Annotated in this window: 18 protein-coding genes; 3 read left to right on the forward strand and 15 right to left on the reverse strand. The window is 62.4% G+C overall.

From position 1 onward, the window contains the following. Window positions 1–2 precede the first annotated feature (2 nt). From cysK to trmD, 5 genes are all read right to left on the reverse strand, one after another. Window positions 3–986 carry a cysteine synthase A gene (gene cysK / locus HF955_RS05935; RefSeq protein ID WP_291078660.1) on the reverse strand — a complete coding sequence of 328 codons (984 nt, stop codon included), beginning with the start codon at window positions 984–986 and terminating at the stop codon, window positions 3–5. A 76-nt stretch (window positions 987–1,062) separates the two neighbouring features. Then, the gene (gene leuC, locus HF955_RS05940; protein WP_291078661.1) at window positions 1,063–2,457 is read right to left on the reverse strand and encodes a 3-isopropylmalate dehydratase large subunit; all 1,395 of its coding nucleotides are present in this window, start codon (window positions 2,455–2,457) and stop codon (window positions 1,063–1,065) included. Window positions 2,458–2,517: 60 nt separating this feature from the next. Beyond that, complete coding sequence (locus HF955_RS05945; protein ID WP_291078662.1) at window positions 2,518–2,952, reverse strand: hypothetical protein; 435 nt, start codon at window positions 2,950–2,952, stop codon at window positions 2,518–2,520. Between the two features lie 156 nt (window positions 2,953–3,108). Continuing rightward, window positions 3,109–3,675, reverse strand: coding sequence for a 50S ribosomal protein L19 (gene rplS, locus HF955_RS18435; RefSeq protein WP_027839352.1), 567 nt, complete (start codon window positions 3,673–3,675; stop codon window positions 3,109–3,111). After that, window positions 3,662–4,387 carry a tRNA (guanosine(37)-N1)-methyltransferase TrmD gene (gene trmD / locus HF955_RS05955; protein WP_291078663.1) on the reverse strand — a complete coding sequence of 242 codons (726 nt, stop codon included), beginning with the start codon at window positions 4,385–4,387 and terminating at the stop codon, window positions 3,662–3,664. Before trmD ends, rplS begins: the two co-directional genes overlap by 14 nt. Before the next feature lie 133 nt (window positions 4,388–4,520). Between trmD and HF955_RS05960 the strand changes: the two genes are divergently transcribed. Beyond that, window positions 4,521–5,231, forward strand: coding sequence for a hypothetical protein (locus HF955_RS05960; RefSeq protein ID WP_291078664.1), 711 nt, complete (start codon window positions 4,521–4,523; stop codon window positions 5,229–5,231). 15 nt (window positions 5,232–5,246) lie between these two features. Here HF955_RS05960 and HF955_RS05965 read toward each other — a convergent pair whose 3' ends face one another. After that, window positions 5,247–5,576 carry a DUF6614 family protein gene (locus tag HF955_RS05965; protein ID WP_291078665.1) on the reverse strand — a complete coding sequence of 110 codons (330 nt, stop codon included), beginning with the start codon at window positions 5,574–5,576 and terminating at the stop codon, window positions 5,247–5,249. 96 nt (window positions 5,577–5,672) lie between these two features. On the opposite strand from HF955_RS05965, the gene HF955_RS05970 reads away from it, so the two are divergent. Together HF955_RS05970 and HF955_RS05975 are read left to right on the forward strand one after the other, a co-directional pair. After that, entirely contained in the window at window positions 5,673–5,852 is a 180-nt protein-coding gene (locus tag HF955_RS05970; RefSeq protein WP_291078666.1) for a hypothetical protein, read from the forward strand. A 38-nt stretch (window positions 5,853–5,890) separates the two neighbouring features. Further along, window positions 5,891–6,640 (forward strand): glycosyltransferase family 2 protein, encoded by a 750-nt coding sequence (locus tag HF955_RS05975; RefSeq protein ID WP_291078667.1) that lies wholly within the window; start codon window positions 5,891–5,893, stop codon window positions 6,638–6,640. A 23-nt stretch (window positions 6,641–6,663) separates the two neighbouring features. On the opposite strand, the gene HF955_RS05980 is transcribed toward HF955_RS05975, so the two are convergent. The 9 genes from HF955_RS05980 to HF955_RS06020 form a co-directional block, all read right to left on the reverse strand. Continuing rightward, on the reverse strand, window positions 6,664–8,289 hold the full coding sequence (locus HF955_RS05980) for a beta/gamma crystallin-related protein (protein ID WP_291078668.1): 1,626 nt from the start codon (window positions 8,287–8,289) through the stop codon (window positions 6,664–6,666). A gap of 66 nt (window positions 8,290–8,355) precedes the next feature. Continuing rightward, complete coding sequence (gene rimM, locus HF955_RS05985; RefSeq protein ID WP_291078669.1) at window positions 8,356–8,907, reverse strand: ribosome maturation factor RimM; 552 nt, start codon at window positions 8,905–8,907, stop codon at window positions 8,356–8,358. 50 nt (window positions 8,908–8,957) lie between these two features. Continuing rightward, on the reverse strand, window positions 8,958–9,623 hold the full coding sequence (locus HF955_RS05990) for a beta/gamma crystallin-related protein (RefSeq protein WP_291078670.1): 666 nt from the start codon (window positions 9,621–9,623) through the stop codon (window positions 8,958–8,960). A 158-nt stretch (window positions 9,624–9,781) separates the two neighbouring features. Then, complete coding sequence (gene rpsP / locus HF955_RS05995; protein ID WP_291078671.1) at window positions 9,782–10,213, reverse strand: 30S ribosomal protein S16; 432 nt, start codon at window positions 10,211–10,213, stop codon at window positions 9,782–9,784. Window positions 10,214–10,253: 40 nt separating this feature from the next. Beyond that, the gene (locus HF955_RS06000) at window positions 10,254–10,577 is read right to left on the reverse strand and encodes a chorismate mutase (RefSeq protein ID WP_291078672.1); all 324 of its coding nucleotides are present in this window, start codon (window positions 10,575–10,577) and stop codon (window positions 10,254–10,256) included. Beyond that, window positions 10,574–10,861 carry a hypothetical protein gene (locus tag HF955_RS06005; RefSeq protein ID WP_291078673.1) on the reverse strand — a complete coding sequence of 96 codons (288 nt, stop codon included), beginning with the start codon at window positions 10,859–10,861 and terminating at the stop codon, window positions 10,574–10,576. The genes HF955_RS06000 and HF955_RS06005 overlap by 4 nt, the downstream gene beginning before the upstream one ends. Then, window positions 10,858–12,324 carry a signal recognition particle protein gene (ffh, locus tag HF955_RS06010; RefSeq protein WP_291078674.1) on the reverse strand — a complete coding sequence of 489 codons (1,467 nt, stop codon included), beginning with the start codon at window positions 12,322–12,324 and terminating at the stop codon, window positions 10,858–10,860. The genes HF955_RS06005 and ffh overlap by 4 nt, the downstream gene beginning before the upstream one ends. A gap of 193 nt (window positions 12,325–12,517) precedes the next feature. Beyond that, a complete protein-coding gene (locus HF955_RS06015; protein ID WP_291078675.1) occupies window positions 12,518–13,120 on the reverse strand; it encodes a GNAT family protein in 603 nt (200 codons plus the stop codon). Window positions 13,121–13,209: 89 nt separating this feature from the next. Continuing rightward, window positions 13,210–15,387: a prolyl oligopeptidase family serine peptidase gene (locus HF955_RS06020; RefSeq protein WP_291078676.1), complete on the reverse strand. Its 2,178-nt coding sequence runs from the start codon at window positions 15,385–15,387 to the stop codon at window positions 13,210–13,212. Window positions 15,388–15,496 lie beyond the last annotated feature (109 nt).

A 15,496-nucleotide genomic window follows, 5' to 3' on the forward strand; every position in this document is an offset into this window, starting at 1 on the left:
GACTAAAGACCCTCGAACAGGGCCGTCGAGACATAGCGCTCGGCAAAGCTTGGCAGGATCACGACGAGCGTTTTTCCGGCCATCTCATCCCGTGTCCCGACCTTCACCGCCGCCGCAGCCGCCGCTCCGGAAGAAATGCCGCCCGGAATACCTTCGAGCCGCGCAAGCTTGCGCGCCGTCTCGAAGGATTCCTCATTCGAGACTTTCACCACTTCATCGATCAGGCTTGTGTCGGCATTTGCCGGGACGAAGCCGGCACCGATGCCCTGGATCATGTGCGGTCCAGGCTCGCCGCCAGACAGGACCGGGCTGCCTTCCGGCTCGATCGCCATCATCTTCAGGCCCGGCTTGCGAGCCTTCAGCACGCGGCCACAGCCGGTGAATGTGCCGCCGGTGCCGATGCCGGACAGAACGGCATCCACCGCGCCATCCGTGTCCGCCCAGATTTCCTCTGCCGTGGTTTTCTCGTGGATTTCCGGATTGGCCGGATTGTCGAACTGGCTGGGCATCACAGCGCCGGGTGTTTCGGACAGAATTTCCTGCGCTTTGGAAATGGCACCCCCCATCCCCTTTTCCTTGGGTGTCAGCACGAGTTCGGCGCCCAGATAGGCCAGCATCTTGCGGCGCTCGATCGACATGGATTCCGGCATGGTCAGGATCAGGCGATACCCCCGGCTGGCCGCCGCGAAGGCGAGGCCGATGCCGGTATTTCCGGACGTCGGCTCGACCAGAACACCGCCCGGCGCCAGCTTGCCGCTGGCTTCCAACTGCAGCACCATGTTCAGGGCGATCCGGTCCTTCACGCTCGCCAGCGGATTGAAGAATTCACACTTGAACAGCAGGTTTGCCTTGATGCCTTCAGCCTCGGCGAATTTCGGCGCAGCCACCAGCGGCGTCGAGCCAACGGTTTCCAGGATCGAGGCATAGGTCCGCCCGCGCGGGCCATCCAGTTTGACGTTTCCGGGCAATGTGACGGTCTTGCTCATGGATTTTCTCCCTCGGCGTTTGAGTGTGTGGCGGACTATCCGTGCTTGCCTCGACAGACGCAACTGAAGGATCGGTTTAGCCAATCACACCCTGGATCGCCGCGCGCGCTGCCAGTGTCGGGCTCATCAGATGGGTGCGGCCATCGCGGCCCTGGCGGCCTTCGAAGTTCCGGTTGGACGTCGAGGCGCAGCGCTCGCCCGGCGCCAGCGTGTCCGGGTTCATGCCAAGGCACATGGAACAGCCCGGCTCGCGCCATTCAAATCCGGCTTCGATGAAAATCTGGTCCAGTCCTTCAGATTCCGCCTGCGCGCGGACGAGGCCTGACCCCGGCACGACCATGGCACGCACGCCATCGGCCACCTTGTTTCCCCTGGCCACTTCGGCCGCCGCCCGCAGGTCTTCAATCCGGCTGTTCGTGCACGAGCCGATGAAAACGCGTTGCACGGGCGTGCCCTTTATCGGCGTGCCCCCTTCCAGCCCCATATAGGCCAGCGCGCGTTCGCAGGCTGCGGCCTTGACCGGGTCACTGAAATCCTCCGGCTTCGGAATGATGCCCGAGAGCGGAATGGCCTGTTCCGGGCTGGTGCCCCAGGTCAGGGTCGGCTCCACCCCCTCGGCCTTTATGTGCACCACCGTGTCGAACACGGCATCCTCGTCGGAGAAAAGCGTCGTCCAGTAGGATTTCGCGACATCCCACGCCCCGCCCTTCGGGGCAGCCGGACGGCCTTTCATATAGTCGAACGTCGTCTCGTCCGGCGCGACCAGTCCGGCCCGCGCCCCGCCTTCGATGGAAAGATTGCACAGTGTCATGCGTCCTTCCATGGAGAGATTGCGGATCGCTTCGCCGCGATACTCCATGACATAGCCCGTGCCGCCGGCCGTGCCGATGACGGAGATGATGTGCAGGGCAAGGTCCTTCGCGGTCACGCCGTGTTGCAACGTTCCGGACACGTCAATCGCCATGTTCTTCGATTTCTTCGCCCGCAGCGTCTGCGTGGCTAGCACATGCTCGACCTCCGAGGTGCCAATGCCATGCGCCAGCGCGCCGAAGGCACCATGTGTTGAGGTGTGGCTGTCGCCGCACACAATTGTCATGCCGGGCTGGGTCCGCCCCTGCTCCGGGCCAACAACATGAACGATCCCGTTGCGGATATCGCCCATGGGGAAAAACTCGATCTCGTGCTGGGCCACGTTCCGGGTCAGCGTTTCCAGTTGATTGCGCGCATCCGGGTCCGTTACCCCTGCCAGGCCCGCCGCCTGGTTTTCGGTCGGTGTATTATGATCTGCCACGGCGAGCGTCAGATCCCGACGGCGTACACCCCGCCCGGCCGCCTTCAGCCCGGCAAAGGCCTGGGGCGTCGTCACTTCATGGATCAGGTGCAGATCGATGTAGAGCAGGCTCTCGCCGCTCTCGTCGGTATGAACGACATGCGCGTCCCAGATCTTGTCGTAAAGTGTCTTGCCAGCCATGGGGCCTCTTCCTGTGATGTCGCGGCGCACCATAACGGCGCCCGCCCGGCTGGAAAGGGGTCAATTGGCGGCAGGCGACTCTTGATCACAGGCGGGAGACAGGCGCAGCGCCAAGGCTTCCAGCTCGGACATCTCGAAATCGCCGGAGACGAGGATCTCGCCATCCGTGATCCGTTCCAGCACTCTGGGAGACATGAGGGTTTCATCATCCACCCGCAAGGGGACCACATCTCCCATATGCTCTCGCGTTATGTCGGCCAGCTGCGCGGCGCCCACATCATCCAGACGGATCGACAGGGCCGGCCTTCCGGCCGCATCCGTGACCGCAGACGCTTCCAGCCGATAGGGTTTGAACCGCGTGTCGCCAATCGAGAGAATGCCCTGCATCACATCCGGCGGCCGACAGGCCGGGACACGGATCTGCAACGTCTCTTCAGCGGGCTTGCAGGCCACCAGCATGATCAGCGCCGCCAGCGTGGATAACAGGGACCTCATTCCGCCATCCTGCCACAAATACTGCAGCTGCCAACCTGTCAGGCTGTTGCCCCACCTGCAGCCACGTCTCAGCGGCCAGCCGGAGCGCCCCAAAAGAAAACGCCCCTGCCAGTTGGCGGGGGCGCTTTACTATCAGTCAGCCAAGAGCCGAGAAACCTATTCCTCGGTGGCGCCTTCTTCAGAGGCAGCCGCAGCAGCTTCTGCCTCAGCGGCGGCAGCAGCAGCGGCCTCTTCAGCGGCCTTCGCCTTGGCAGCCTCTTCGCGAGCCTTGGCAGCGGCTTCCTTGCGGGCAGCCTTCTCAGCGTCCTTCTGGCGGCGGCGTTCGGTCTTGGAAACGGCGATCTCGACCGTTTCGATGCCATGGCCCGTGGTCCGCTCTGCGATACGGGCAGATTTACCGCGACGGTCACGCAGATAGTAGAGTTTCGCACGGCGCACGCGGCCCTTGCGCTTCACTTCAATGCTCTCGATCATCGGAGAGGCCAGCGGGAACACACGCTCGACGCCTTCACCGAAAGAGATCTTGCGAACCGTGAAGCTCTCATTGATGCCACCGCCTGCGCGGGCAATGCAGACGCCTTCGAAGCGCTGGACGCGCTCACGGTCGCCTTCCTTGATGCGGACGTTCACGGACAGCGTGTCACCCGGGGAAAATTCCGGGATGTTCTTGTCGCCGACAACGCGGGCAAACTCTTCCGCTTCGAGCTGTTCAATCATGTTCATCGCCTGTCTCCGGCGGTTGTAAATCGTTGGTCTTGGAGTAAGCGGCGTATAAATCGGGGCGGCGCTCAATTGTCAACGACTTTGCGCTGTTGAATCGCCATTCTTGTATGCGTTTATGGTCGCCGGACAGCAGAACCTCCGGAGTCGGGCGGCCTTCCCACTCTCGCGGCAGCGTATACTGGTCATGTTCGAGCAATCCGGTCTCGAAAGATTCCTCATCCAGGGAGGCTTCATTCCCTGCAACGCCGGGCAACAGGCGCACCACGGCTTCCGTCATCGCCATGGCCGCCACCTCTCCGCCGGCAAGTACGAAATCCCCGATCGAGACCTCGCGCAGACCCCGCGCGCGGATCACCCGTTCGTCCAGGCCTTCGAACCGTCCGCACATCATCACCATGCCAGGCCCGGCCGCCATTTCCCGCGCAAGCTTCTGCGAGAATGGCTCTCCGCGCGGAGACAGATAGATCAGCGGCTTGCCGGTCGTGTCGATGCTGTCCAGCGCTGCCGCGGTTACATCCGGGCGGAGCACCATGCCTGCCCCCCCACCCGCCGGCGGAGCATCGACATTCTTGTGCTTTCCGAGGCCAAAATCGCGCAGCTGGATCGTTTCATAGTCCCAGATGCCCTCGCGGCGCGCGCGCTCCAGAATGGAGACGCCGAGCGGACCCGGAAAGGCTTCGGGAAACAAGGTGATGAAACTCGCTTTGAACATGCCGCCTGCCTAACCCATGTCCAATTGCAGTTCCATCAAAGACTTCTGACGCCTTGCATCAACGACAGTCCGGAAAACACCGCTATACGCTGAAGCCAACGCGCACCTCACAGACCACTTATAGGAATCTGGAATGCAATCTTCTCACCTGCTTGCCGCCCTCACCGCGTTCGTCGCTTTCTTTGCGCCGGCGCCAGCATCAGCAGCCCCCGCAGACTGGGTAAGGGATTCGAGCGGAAATGCCTTTCTCGATCAAGTCGACCGGAAAGATGCCCCTTTCTGTCCTGCAAAAGTGATTGCTTTCGATCTGGAGCAGACAGGAACGGCTGACATATTCGATGGCGTGAGGCTGGATGATGGCCCGACCGTGTATGAATGCGTCTACGTCTCGAAGAGTGCCGGCATGCGTCTGTGGTTTCAGTTCTATCGCCCCGCTTCCGGATTACCCAAGACAGCAGGCAGGATGATCGAAGGACCTGATCACATGTTTGCTTGTGACGGGTTCACCGAACTAAATCAGGAAGCGACTGATAGCTGCGCGCAAAGCCTCGAGATCGTAACCCGGCCCGGCCGTTATGACGAAACGGTGCTGGAAGACACCAGCAAGGTCAAACCTTCAAACAATGTCGCGTGCCTGATCAACCTGACCTATGCGAAGTCGAGTTTTGTCCATTTCTCCGCGCAACGCGCTGGGAAATGGGCGATCCGCAGCACCACGTACGGGGATCCACGTTACATGGAACTTGCGACCGGCGTCGCAACCATCCTCCATGCAGTGCAGCAGCCGCAGCCGGACTGGATCCGGAACCTGCTGCGTCTGGATGAGGTTTGGGCCGCCGATTGACCGGCACGCACGGGCTCAATCTGACCAGTCAGGCCAATCGCGGAACAGGCCGAACTTGATGTTGGTGACCATCGCATTGGCGCTGAAGTGCAGCGTATCAGTCTCACCAGACCGCGCGGCCGCCGCACGAAACGCCGTATCGAGTTGGGCAAGGTCGCGCGTCTCGATCATGATGTGAAATTCGCGTACATCGTCCGGCCTGAGGCCCAGCTTGCACCGCATCATGCGCCAGGTCTCTATCCGGCCTTCCTGCTTCATATGGTCAAGAAAGGCCGGCAAGACCTTGGCGAAGGCCTGTTCATCGGTGTCTGGCTTCAAATCGAACCAGATATGATAGACATCCATGCCCGCACTCCCCTTTCCGCCGCCAGATGCACCTATCGCAACCGGCTGGCAATTGGCATACTCGCCACATGACGACGTCGCCGGGAGATTTGTGACATGGGCATCATCGCTTCGGTGGCCGCCTTTCTGGGCCAGAAATCCCGATCCGCCCCAAAGCGGGCTGTCCCGGAGGCTTACAAAACCATGAGCGCAGCCGAATTGAAGGACCGCGCGCTGGCCGGAGACGTCCAGGCAGAAACCGCCCTGCGCCAACGGGCAGAGGCAACCGGCAAATGAGGCTGGACCGCTCCGGCCCCACCCTCTAGTGCAATCCTATGCCAGACAGTCCCGCCCTCTCCGTCCTGATCCCCTTCTTCAATGAAGCGGGCAATGTTCATCCCGTGATCGATGAGGTGCATGAGCAGCTGGCCGGCATCAGTTTTGAAATTGTCTGCGTGAACGATTGTTCGGCCGATGCGACGGAACAGGAACTGGCTGAAGCTGCGGCGAAGCACCCGGACACGGTGGTCGTGCTCAACCATGTCGAACGCAGAGGAAAATCGGCAGCGCTGTTTACGGGCCTCAAATCCGTGCGCGGCCAATGGGTCCAGCTGCTCGATGGAGACGGCCAGAATGACCCGGCGGACACGGCCCGGCTCTGGAAAGAGATTATCGTGCCCGGTGCCTCGCCCCGGCTCGGCATCATTGCAGGCAAGCGCAACAGCCGGAACGATTCCGGCTTCAAATGGCTGCAATCGCGGATCGCAAATGGCGTGCGCCGATTTGTGCTGCAGGATGATGCGACCGATACGGGCTGTGGCTGGAAGCTGATCCGGACGACAGCCTTTCGCGACCTGCCCTATTTTGCGTCCATGCACCGGTTCCTGCCAGCCCTGATCAAGCGGGCCGGATGGGATGTACAGGAAGAATTGGTGAATGACCGGAAGCGTCTGGCCGGGGAATCGAAATATGGATTCCTCGGGCGGCTCGGTGCCGGCATCTTTGACCTGATCGGCATGTTCTGGCTGGTCCGCCGCGGTGGATACGGCATCGCCCGCGAGTGGCGAGACCCGCGGGCAGACTGATCCGGCAACCGAGAACGCCAGGCCTAGTTCTTGTGAACCTCGCCACCGCCGCGATTGCGCAAGGCTTTCGGCATGTTGTTTGACCGCTGCTGCGGACGTGGCTGAGGCTGTGCACGCGGTTGCGGACGCGGCTGAGGTGCGGCGCGCTGTGGCTGGCGCTGGACCTGGGGCCGTGCCCGTGGACGCGGCTGCGGCGTGGGCACCGCCTTCTGGCGCACGGGCTGGGCCGGGCGAGCCTGTCTCTGTGGTCGCGTATCACGCTGCGGACGGGTTTCCTGCGGGCGTGCCCGTACCGGCTGGCGGGTCTGCGGCCGCGACGTGTTCAGCGCCTTGGGGCGGCTTCCCATATCGACGCGTTCGGGTGTCCGGGGACGGCTCATCGGACGCCGTTGCTGATGCGGAAGTGTTCTCGGCGTTTCAACCGGTTTCACTTCGCGCACTTGCGGGCGCGGGGCCTGTGTCCGGTTTGGGGTCACCGTCCGCACATTCGACTGAGCGCGGTCCGGGCGATTCAGATCGACCCGCTGAGGGCGTCCCGGCGCGGCATGCGGACGGCGTTGCTGGACAGGGTCCCGCGCAACCGGGCCGCCAGCCAGTGCGCCTGGCGCAGTTCGCGTGACCGTATCGACGTGCCGACCGCGGCGGTCCCCCCGATCCCCGTCATGGCGTCCGTCACGGCCTTCTCCCCGGCCGCGGTCTCCGTCATGACGTCCATCACGGGGACGGTCTCCCCGGTCACCCCGAGGCACATCGCCCACGGGCCGGATCGAGGAGATATTGTCGTTCAGGCGGAAACCGTTCAGCCGATCCGTCGAGGCATCGATGATCTGGCACCGGCCACGATAATTGGCGTGCTCGCACACTTCCCATTTTCCGGTCCGGATTCGGATGGAGGAGATATTGTCGTTGAAACGGTATCGGCTGAGATCGGAAATCCCCCGGTTGAGGCCGAGCGATGCGCCCCGTTCATAGGAATCCGTGTACAGGGTCACCGCTCCATTGCGGGCGCCGTAATGGCCCTTGAGCGGCCGATGCCGGGTCGAATAGTGGCGATGATGGCGGCCATAATTCGGATTGGCGCCATAGCGCGTCCAGCCAAACCCGTAGGGGCCGTGACCAAGGCCCGGATTATAGTATCCATAGCTGCGATAGTGCGGTGAGTAGCCGTAATGGTAGACGCTGATCCGCGTGCTGGCGCCATACCCGTAGGCATAGTCATCATACCCGTAGCGCGCATTGTCGGCATAACGGATATAGCCAGACTGGTCCCGCGTGAACATCAGACCGTGTTCGGCTTCGGTATATTCATAGATCGGGCGCACCGATGTCAGTTCCCGGTCCAGGCCGTACCAGCCAAGATCCTGCACATCGCCGCGAATGAACACGCAGCGACCCGTGAAATCGCTGTGCTCACACAGCTCCCAGGCCCCTGAGAGCACAGCCACCGATTGAGCGCGGTCATTGAAATAGAATTCATTCAGCGAATAGACCGGCTCGAAGACTTCTCGCACCTCGCCCCGGAAATCCTCACCGCTGAACAGCATCAGACCGGCGGGCTGGTCGCTGGTCTCATATTGCGCCGCTGCTGTCCCCACTACAGTCAGCGGAAGGGCAAGGGCAGCGCCGAAGCGGATCAATCTGGCAAGCATGGGCAGTTACCTCAGTGTTTCGGTAACCTTTATGGCAGGCCGCGCCTGAACACGCGGCAACATGGGTCAATCCGGCCGGTCCCCGTCTTCTGCCGGGGCGGCCCAGTCCTCCAGCGTGGGGATCACAATCCGGCCGGCTGCGAGATCCACAGTCGGCACATCGGCCAGGGTGAAGGGCACCAGCACCGTTTCACCACCGGCCGCAAGACGCACTTCCAGCAAGTCGTCGGCACCAAAATTCTGCACGGCCTTCACCGTCCCGGCCGGCACATTGCCGCCGGAAAAGACGCTGAGACCGACAAGATCTTCAATGTAGAATTCATCTTTCTCGGGCGCAGGCAGCTGCGCGCGCGGCACATGCAGCAGCGTGCCGCGCAGACCGTCCCAGTCTTCCTTCTGTTTCTGCTCTGCCGGGCGGACAATGAAATGATCCTTGCCGGGCCGCGCCGAACGGGGCGTCAGCACGGGCTTTCCGGCCTCGTCCAGCAGGGCGCCATAGGTGAACACGGCGTCCGGGTCTGCGGTGAAACTCTTCACGCGCACATCACCGCGCACGCCATGCGCGCCCTTGATGACGCCCACAACGATCAGCCGGTCAGGATTGGAAGTCTTGCTCATCCCGCCTCTGTAGCGGGCGGGATGAGGAGTTCAAGCAGGCATCAGCTGTCTCAGCGCCAGCCATCATAGGCGCGGATGGAGGAGATGTTGTCATTCATGCGGATCGGCTTCAGGTCGCCTGCCCCGCCCTGCAGCACTTCACAGCGGCCGCGATAGTTCGCGTGCTCGCAAACCAGCCAGGTGCCGCCCGTCACAAGGAAAGAACTGGCGCGGTCATTGAAGCGGTACTGGCTGAGGTCGGCCACATCATGGCTGATCTCGATGGCATGCCCGCGTTGGGCCGAATCCTGGAACAGGACCAGATCCCCGCCGCGACGGCCCCACCCGCCGCGGCCGGGCCGGTCGCGATGTGCCACAGGACGCAGGGACGAGACATTGTCGTTCAGACGGTAGGCATTGAGGCGCGGCGTGGAGGCGTCAACGATCTCGCACCGCCCCCGGAAATGCGCATCCGTACACAATTCCCAGACACCGTATCCGATGGAAATGGATGAGGCGCGGTCATTGAAGCGCAGGCGGGCCAGGTCAGGCTCGGCGCCGCGAATGCGGAGGCCGTCGCCATGGAAGCCGGCATCGGCATGAAGGATCACGCCCTGCCCACCGCCGCGCCAGGAGGCATCGTGGTAGCGGCCCCGGTCCGCGCTGGCAGGAAGGGCAAGGGCCACCAGGCCAAGCGCGGCCAGCGGCAGGGTTCTGGACAGTCGGGTCTTTGCCATGTCGGGTCTCCGTTTCGTCTGTTCCTGTCTAGACGAAGCGACCTGAACACCGGTCTGGTTCCGTGTTGCCCGCCATTCAGCCATCCCGCCTGACGCGCACGAAAAAGGCCGGCGCCCGCAAGGGGCACCGGCCATATCCCGAGACTGGCAGGCCAGTCTTATTCCGAAGCGGCTTCCTCAGCCGGCGCTTCTTCAGCAGCCGGAGCTTCTTCGGCAGCCGCAGCAGCTTCAGCAGCATCAGCCGCTTTCTGGGCTTTCTCTTCGGCACGTTCCTTGGCTTTCTTGCCCGGCTCACCCTTTTGCGGGTTGTTGCCATGCTCCCAGCTCACCAGCGGCTTGCCGTCGACTTCGATCTTCGACAGGAAGCGGGCGACGCGGTCGGTCGGCTGGGCGCCCTTGCGCAGCCATTCGGAAGCCTTCTCGGCATCGATCTGGACGCGGGCTTCGGAATCCTTCGGCAGGCGCGGATCATAGGAGCCGATCTTCTCGATGAAGCGGCCGTCACGCGGCGCGCGGGCATCTGCGATGACCACGGAATAGAAGGGGCGTTTCTTGGACCCGCCACGGGCGAGTCGGATCTTGAGGGCCATGGGTGTATCTCCTGTAAGTCTGGCGTCTCGGGGTGATGGTCTAGTCGTCGCCCTCATGGGCGCGAATCTGCTCATGGTGGCGGATCACTTCCGCCACGATGAAGTTCAAGAGCTTTTCGGCAAAGGCCGGATCAAGCCCGCTTTCCTGTGCCAGCCGGCGCAGGCGGTCGATCTGTCTTGCCTCGCGGTCCTTGTCCGCAGGCGGCATATTGTGAACGGCCTTCAGCTTGCCGACTTCCTGGGTCGCCTTGAAGCGCTCAGCCAGGGTGTGGATGATGATGGCATCGAGATTGTCGATGCTGGAGCGCAGCTTGGTCAGCTGGAACTGGGCGAGCGTATCGCTGGATTCAGTGGTCACGTTCATTTCACAATCCTCCAAGTCCAGCTCAGACGGCAAATCAGGTTCAGCCCGGTGACCCCGGCAACGACCAACGCAAATGCTGCGGCAATGCGCGCAAATCCCATCTCCATGCTGTTCGGCAACACCGCATACAAGCTGCCGAAAAGCGCGGCGATCCACAGGCTGATGATTGCATAGCCCTGCAGGCTGCGGCCAAGCCGCTCACCGCAGCCGTCACAGATGCCGCCATGGATAGACGTTTTTCCTGTGCAGTTCGGGCACGAAAACGTGTTGCTCCACAGAGTCATTTCTTCTTGCCTCCAAGGAGACCATCCATGCCGGGCGGAAGAGAAGGCCCGCCGAGGCCGGGCAGGCCGCCTGCGCCGCCGCCGCCCATCTTGGCGAGGTCGCCCGGCGAGATGCCGGCAGCCTGCGCCATGTTCATCATGTTCTTCATGCCGCCCTTCTGGCGCATCTTCTTCATCATGCCGGCCATCTGTTGGTGCATCTTCAGCACCTTGTTGACTTCCTGCACGGTGACGCCGGCACCGGCAGCAATCCGCTTGCGGCGCGAGGCGTTCAGCAGGGCCGGCTTGCGGCGTTCTGCGCGGGTCATGGACAGGATGATCGCTTCCTGGCGCTTCAGCACATTGTCGTCGAGATTGGCGGCGTCCATCGCGGCCTTCGCCTTCCGAGCGCCCGGCAGCATGCCCATCAGGCCGCCAAGGCCGCCCATGCGCTGCATCTGGCGGAACTGTTCGGCCATGTCTTCGAGGTCGAACTGACCCTTGCGGAGTTTCTCCGCCATGCGTTCGGCCTTCTGGGCGTCCATCTGCTCGGCGGCCTTCTCGACCAGGGAGACAATGTCCCCCTGCCCCAGAATGCGACCTGCAACACGCTTGGCATCAAACGCATCGAGCCCGTCCAGCTTTTCGCCGACGCCCATGAACTTGATCGGCAGGCCAGTGACCGCGCGCATCGAAAGCGCGGCGCCGCCACGGCCATCACCATCCATCCGCGTCAGGACAAGTCCTGTCAGAGGCAGGCGCGCATGGAACCGGCTGGCGGTTTCGACCGCATCCTGACCGGTCAGGGCATCGGCCACCAGCAATGTCTCGGACGGGGTCGCGATGTCCGCGATCTCCGCCACCTCATTCATCATCTGCTCGTCGATCGTCGTGCGGCCGGCCGTATCGAGGATGAGGACGTCATAGCCGGAAATCTTCGCGGCGTTCAGGGCGCGGCGGGCAATATCCGCCGGCAACTGGCCTTCAATGATCGGCAGCGCGCTGACATTCTCGTTGCACTGGTCTGCCAGAATGGCCAGCTGTTCCATGGCGGCCGGGCGGCGTGTGTCGAGCGAGGCGAGCAGAACCTTCTTGCGCTCTTTCTCCGACAGGCGTTTGGCCAGCTTGCCCGTCGTGGTCGTCTTGCCGGAGCCCTGAAGGCCCGCCATCATGATGACGGCCGGCGGGCTGTCGATGCGCAGGGTGGTGTCGGCCTCTTCTCCGCCGAGCATGTCGACCAGCGCATCATAGACGATCTTGATGACCTGCTGGCCCGGCTTCACCGAGCGGATGACTTCCTCGCCGACGGCGCGGGCCCGCACCCCATCAATGAAATCCTTCACGACCGGCAGGGCGACGTCGGCTTCAAGCAGCGCAACGCGGATTTCGCGCAGCGCGGCATTCACGTCCTTTTCGGACAGTGCGCCGCGGCCGGTCAGGCCGTCGAATATCCCACCAAGGCGTTCGCTCAGCGTGTCGAACATCTGTGTCGCTCCTTTGCCGTCTGCCAGAAGGTCCTGACATAGGCGCTCAAATCCCATTGCACAAAGCAGAAGTGCCCCGCTGAGCGACACTTCGCCGGGCGGGGGGCCTCGCTGACCTCGCGGGATCAGTCAAAGCGCGCTTTCTGGATTTGCGCAGATGTTCGCGGGGCTAAAGCACGCAGCGGGCGTGGCGTCAAGCGTGCTGCAGCGCGCGCACACGATCCCGCAACAGGGCGATGGCGGCCTTGATCTCGTCGCCGACCAGGCTGAGCACGACCATATTGGCCCAGCTGCCGCCTGCCGTGCGCATGTAATTGCGGATCAGACCCTCACGCTGGGCGCCCATTCGCGTAAAGGCGCGGACGGCACGTTCATTCTGCTCCGGCACAAAATAGGAAATCCGGCGGAACCGCGCCTCCTGTGCCCGCGTCAGCAGCGCCAGCTGGGTGGCCGGCACGATGGCCGTGCCGCGATACTTCTCCGGATGCCAGACAAATCCGATTTCCAGGCGCCGGTGCGTGCGCGAAACCCGTTCGAACGCTGCCAGGCCGGCGAATTCCCCCGTTGCCTTGTCTACCACGAAGAATGGATAGAACGTGCCGGTCTCCTGCATCTCCAGACTGTAATCCATATAGGCTTCCAGGCTGGTCCCGGTCGGCATCACGGGCATCCATTTCCACATGGATTCCGCCAGGGAGTCCGCCAGCACGATCGGCTTGTGCGCGGCCGTCAGCGTGTCCAGGCGAACCACATCATTTTCAGGAGCCGGATCGGCGAGGTTCATAACATGGATCATCAGGTCAGAGGCCGGGCGTGGCAAGCAAAACCACGCCCGGCCCCAAAAGTTTCTTTTCGGAACTTGAAATGAGTTCCAGTTTCAGACCCTTATTCCTGATCGTCAGCCATCAGCCGACGGGTCAGATAGGTGAACTCCAGGGCCGAACGTTTGGCGCGCTCGGTCTGGTTCGCTGCGGCCGAATGGCCACCATCAATGTTCTCATAATAATAGAAAGGAAGGCCGGCCGCCTCGAACTTCGCCGCCATCTTGCGGGCATGCCCGGGATGCACCCGGTCATCCTTTGTCGATGTGACGAAGAACGGAACCGGATACGGCTTTGAAGCATCGAAATTCTGATAAGGCGAAATCGTTTCAAGGAAGGCGCGCTCTTCCGGCACTTCCGGGGAGCCGTACTCGTCAACCCAGGATGCACCCGCCAGAAGCAGGTGATAGCGCATCATGTCCAGCAGCGGCACCTGCACGACAACGGCATTCCAGAGGTCCGGGCGCTGGTTCAGCATGACGCCCATCAACAGGCCACCATTCGAGCCGCCCATGATGCCGAGATGTTCCGGCGAGGTGACACCGCGCGCAACAAGATCTTCTCCGACGGAAATGAAATCGTCATAGACGCGCTGACGGTTCAGTTTCAGACCAGCCTGGTGCCAGCCAGGGCCGAATTCACCGCCGCCCCTGATATTGGCCAGAACATATGCGCCGCCCTTCTCGAGCCAGAGCCGACCGGCAACCGGGCTGTAGGACGGGTTCATGGACACCTGAAAGCCGCCATAGCCATACAGCAAGGTCGGCGTTGTGCCGTCCATCGGCACGTCTTCCTTGCTGACCAGGAAGTACGGCACCCGGGTTCCGTCTTTCGACACCGCAAAATGCTGCGTCACTCTCAGGCCAGTAGCATCGAATTTCGGCGGTAGGCTCTTCAGCGTCGTCACCTCGCCGGAGGTGACGGAATAGGAGAGGAGGGAATCCGGCGTCAGGAAATCCTCATAATTCAGGAACACCGTGTCTTCCTCTTCGCTGGCAAAAGCAATGTTCGCCTGACCTGTGCCCGGCATGTCGACCATGGCGCGTGTCCAGCCGGCTTCGGACAGCTCGGCGCGCATCACCTTGCCGACCGCCGTGTCGCTGACGCCCAGCATGACCGCGCCCTTGGCGACGGAAACCCCTTCCAGGGCCTGGGTCTCGGAAGGGTGGAAGACCAGCGAGACCGGCGGCAGCGCCTTGGTCTGAAGGAATTCATCAAGCTCAAACGAGACGAGATCACCGGACTTGAAAGCGCCGTCCTGCCCTTCGGGCGCCCAATCCTCCTGCAGCGACACCAGCAGCTGGCCCTTGTAGACACCATTCAGCGAGGCCTTTGCCGGAACCGGAATCTGTACTGGGTCGCCGCCCTCTTCCGGGAACCACCAATAACGGGACGTGAAGAACGTATCGGCCTGCACCGCGCCCTGCAGGACGCGGCCATCCTCCAGCTCCAGCGACATGGGCCACACGCCGACATCATCCACATCGCCGCGGATCAGTTCTTCGGCCCTCTCCAGCGGCGTGCCGCGCTGCCAGCGTTTGACGATGAAGGGGTATCCCGAGTTTGTCAGTGTGCCTTCGCCCCAATCGGTGGCGATCAACAAAGTGTCCGGCCCGGCCCAGGCGCCGCCCTGTTTTGCCTCCAGCGTGACAAAGCCGTCTTCCACAAACTGTTTCGTCGACAGGTCGAATTCGCGCCGGATCACGGCATCCTTGCCGCCATTCGACAGGGACAGCATGCATTTGTAGGGCAGGTCGGAGCCTTTCGGGCGGAAACAATCTGCACCCTTGAAGACCCAGTTCCGGTCTTCTTCCTCGGCGAGCTTGTCGAAGTCGAGAATGGTCTCCCATTCCGGCGCATCGCTGGCATAGCTTTCCAGCGGCGTGCGACGCCACAGGCCGCGCACATGCGTGTCATCCTGCCAGAAATTGTAGACCATGCCGTCCCGGATCGAACCATAGGGAATGCGCTCGGACGAGGTCAGCGCTTCGGTGGCCGCCGCTTCAAACGCAGCATAGTTCGGGTCGGCCTGCAATTCGGCCAGCGACCGCTCATTCTGGGCGCGGACCCAGGTCAGCGCGGCCTCACCTTCCACATCCTCGAGCCAGAGATACGGATCCTGAGCGGCGGCATCAGATGCTTGCGATGAGGGAATCGTGTCTGCCAAGGGGGTCTCCACGGGGGTTTGGGTTCCACAGGCGGCCAGGGCCAGAAAGCCGAGCGGGGCCAGAAATTTGCGCATATCGTCTCCAGGGGCGGTCGATCAACAGGACAGGAACTGTAACTATTGAAACAGATTTCCAGCCCTTGCAATCAGCCCGGCATGATTTGCCGCGCCGAACTGTACCCTC

This window comes from Hyphomonas sp., from assembly GCF_017792385.1.
Taxonomy (GTDB): Bacteria; Pseudomonadota; Alphaproteobacteria; order Caulobacterales; family Hyphomonadaceae; genus Hyphomonas.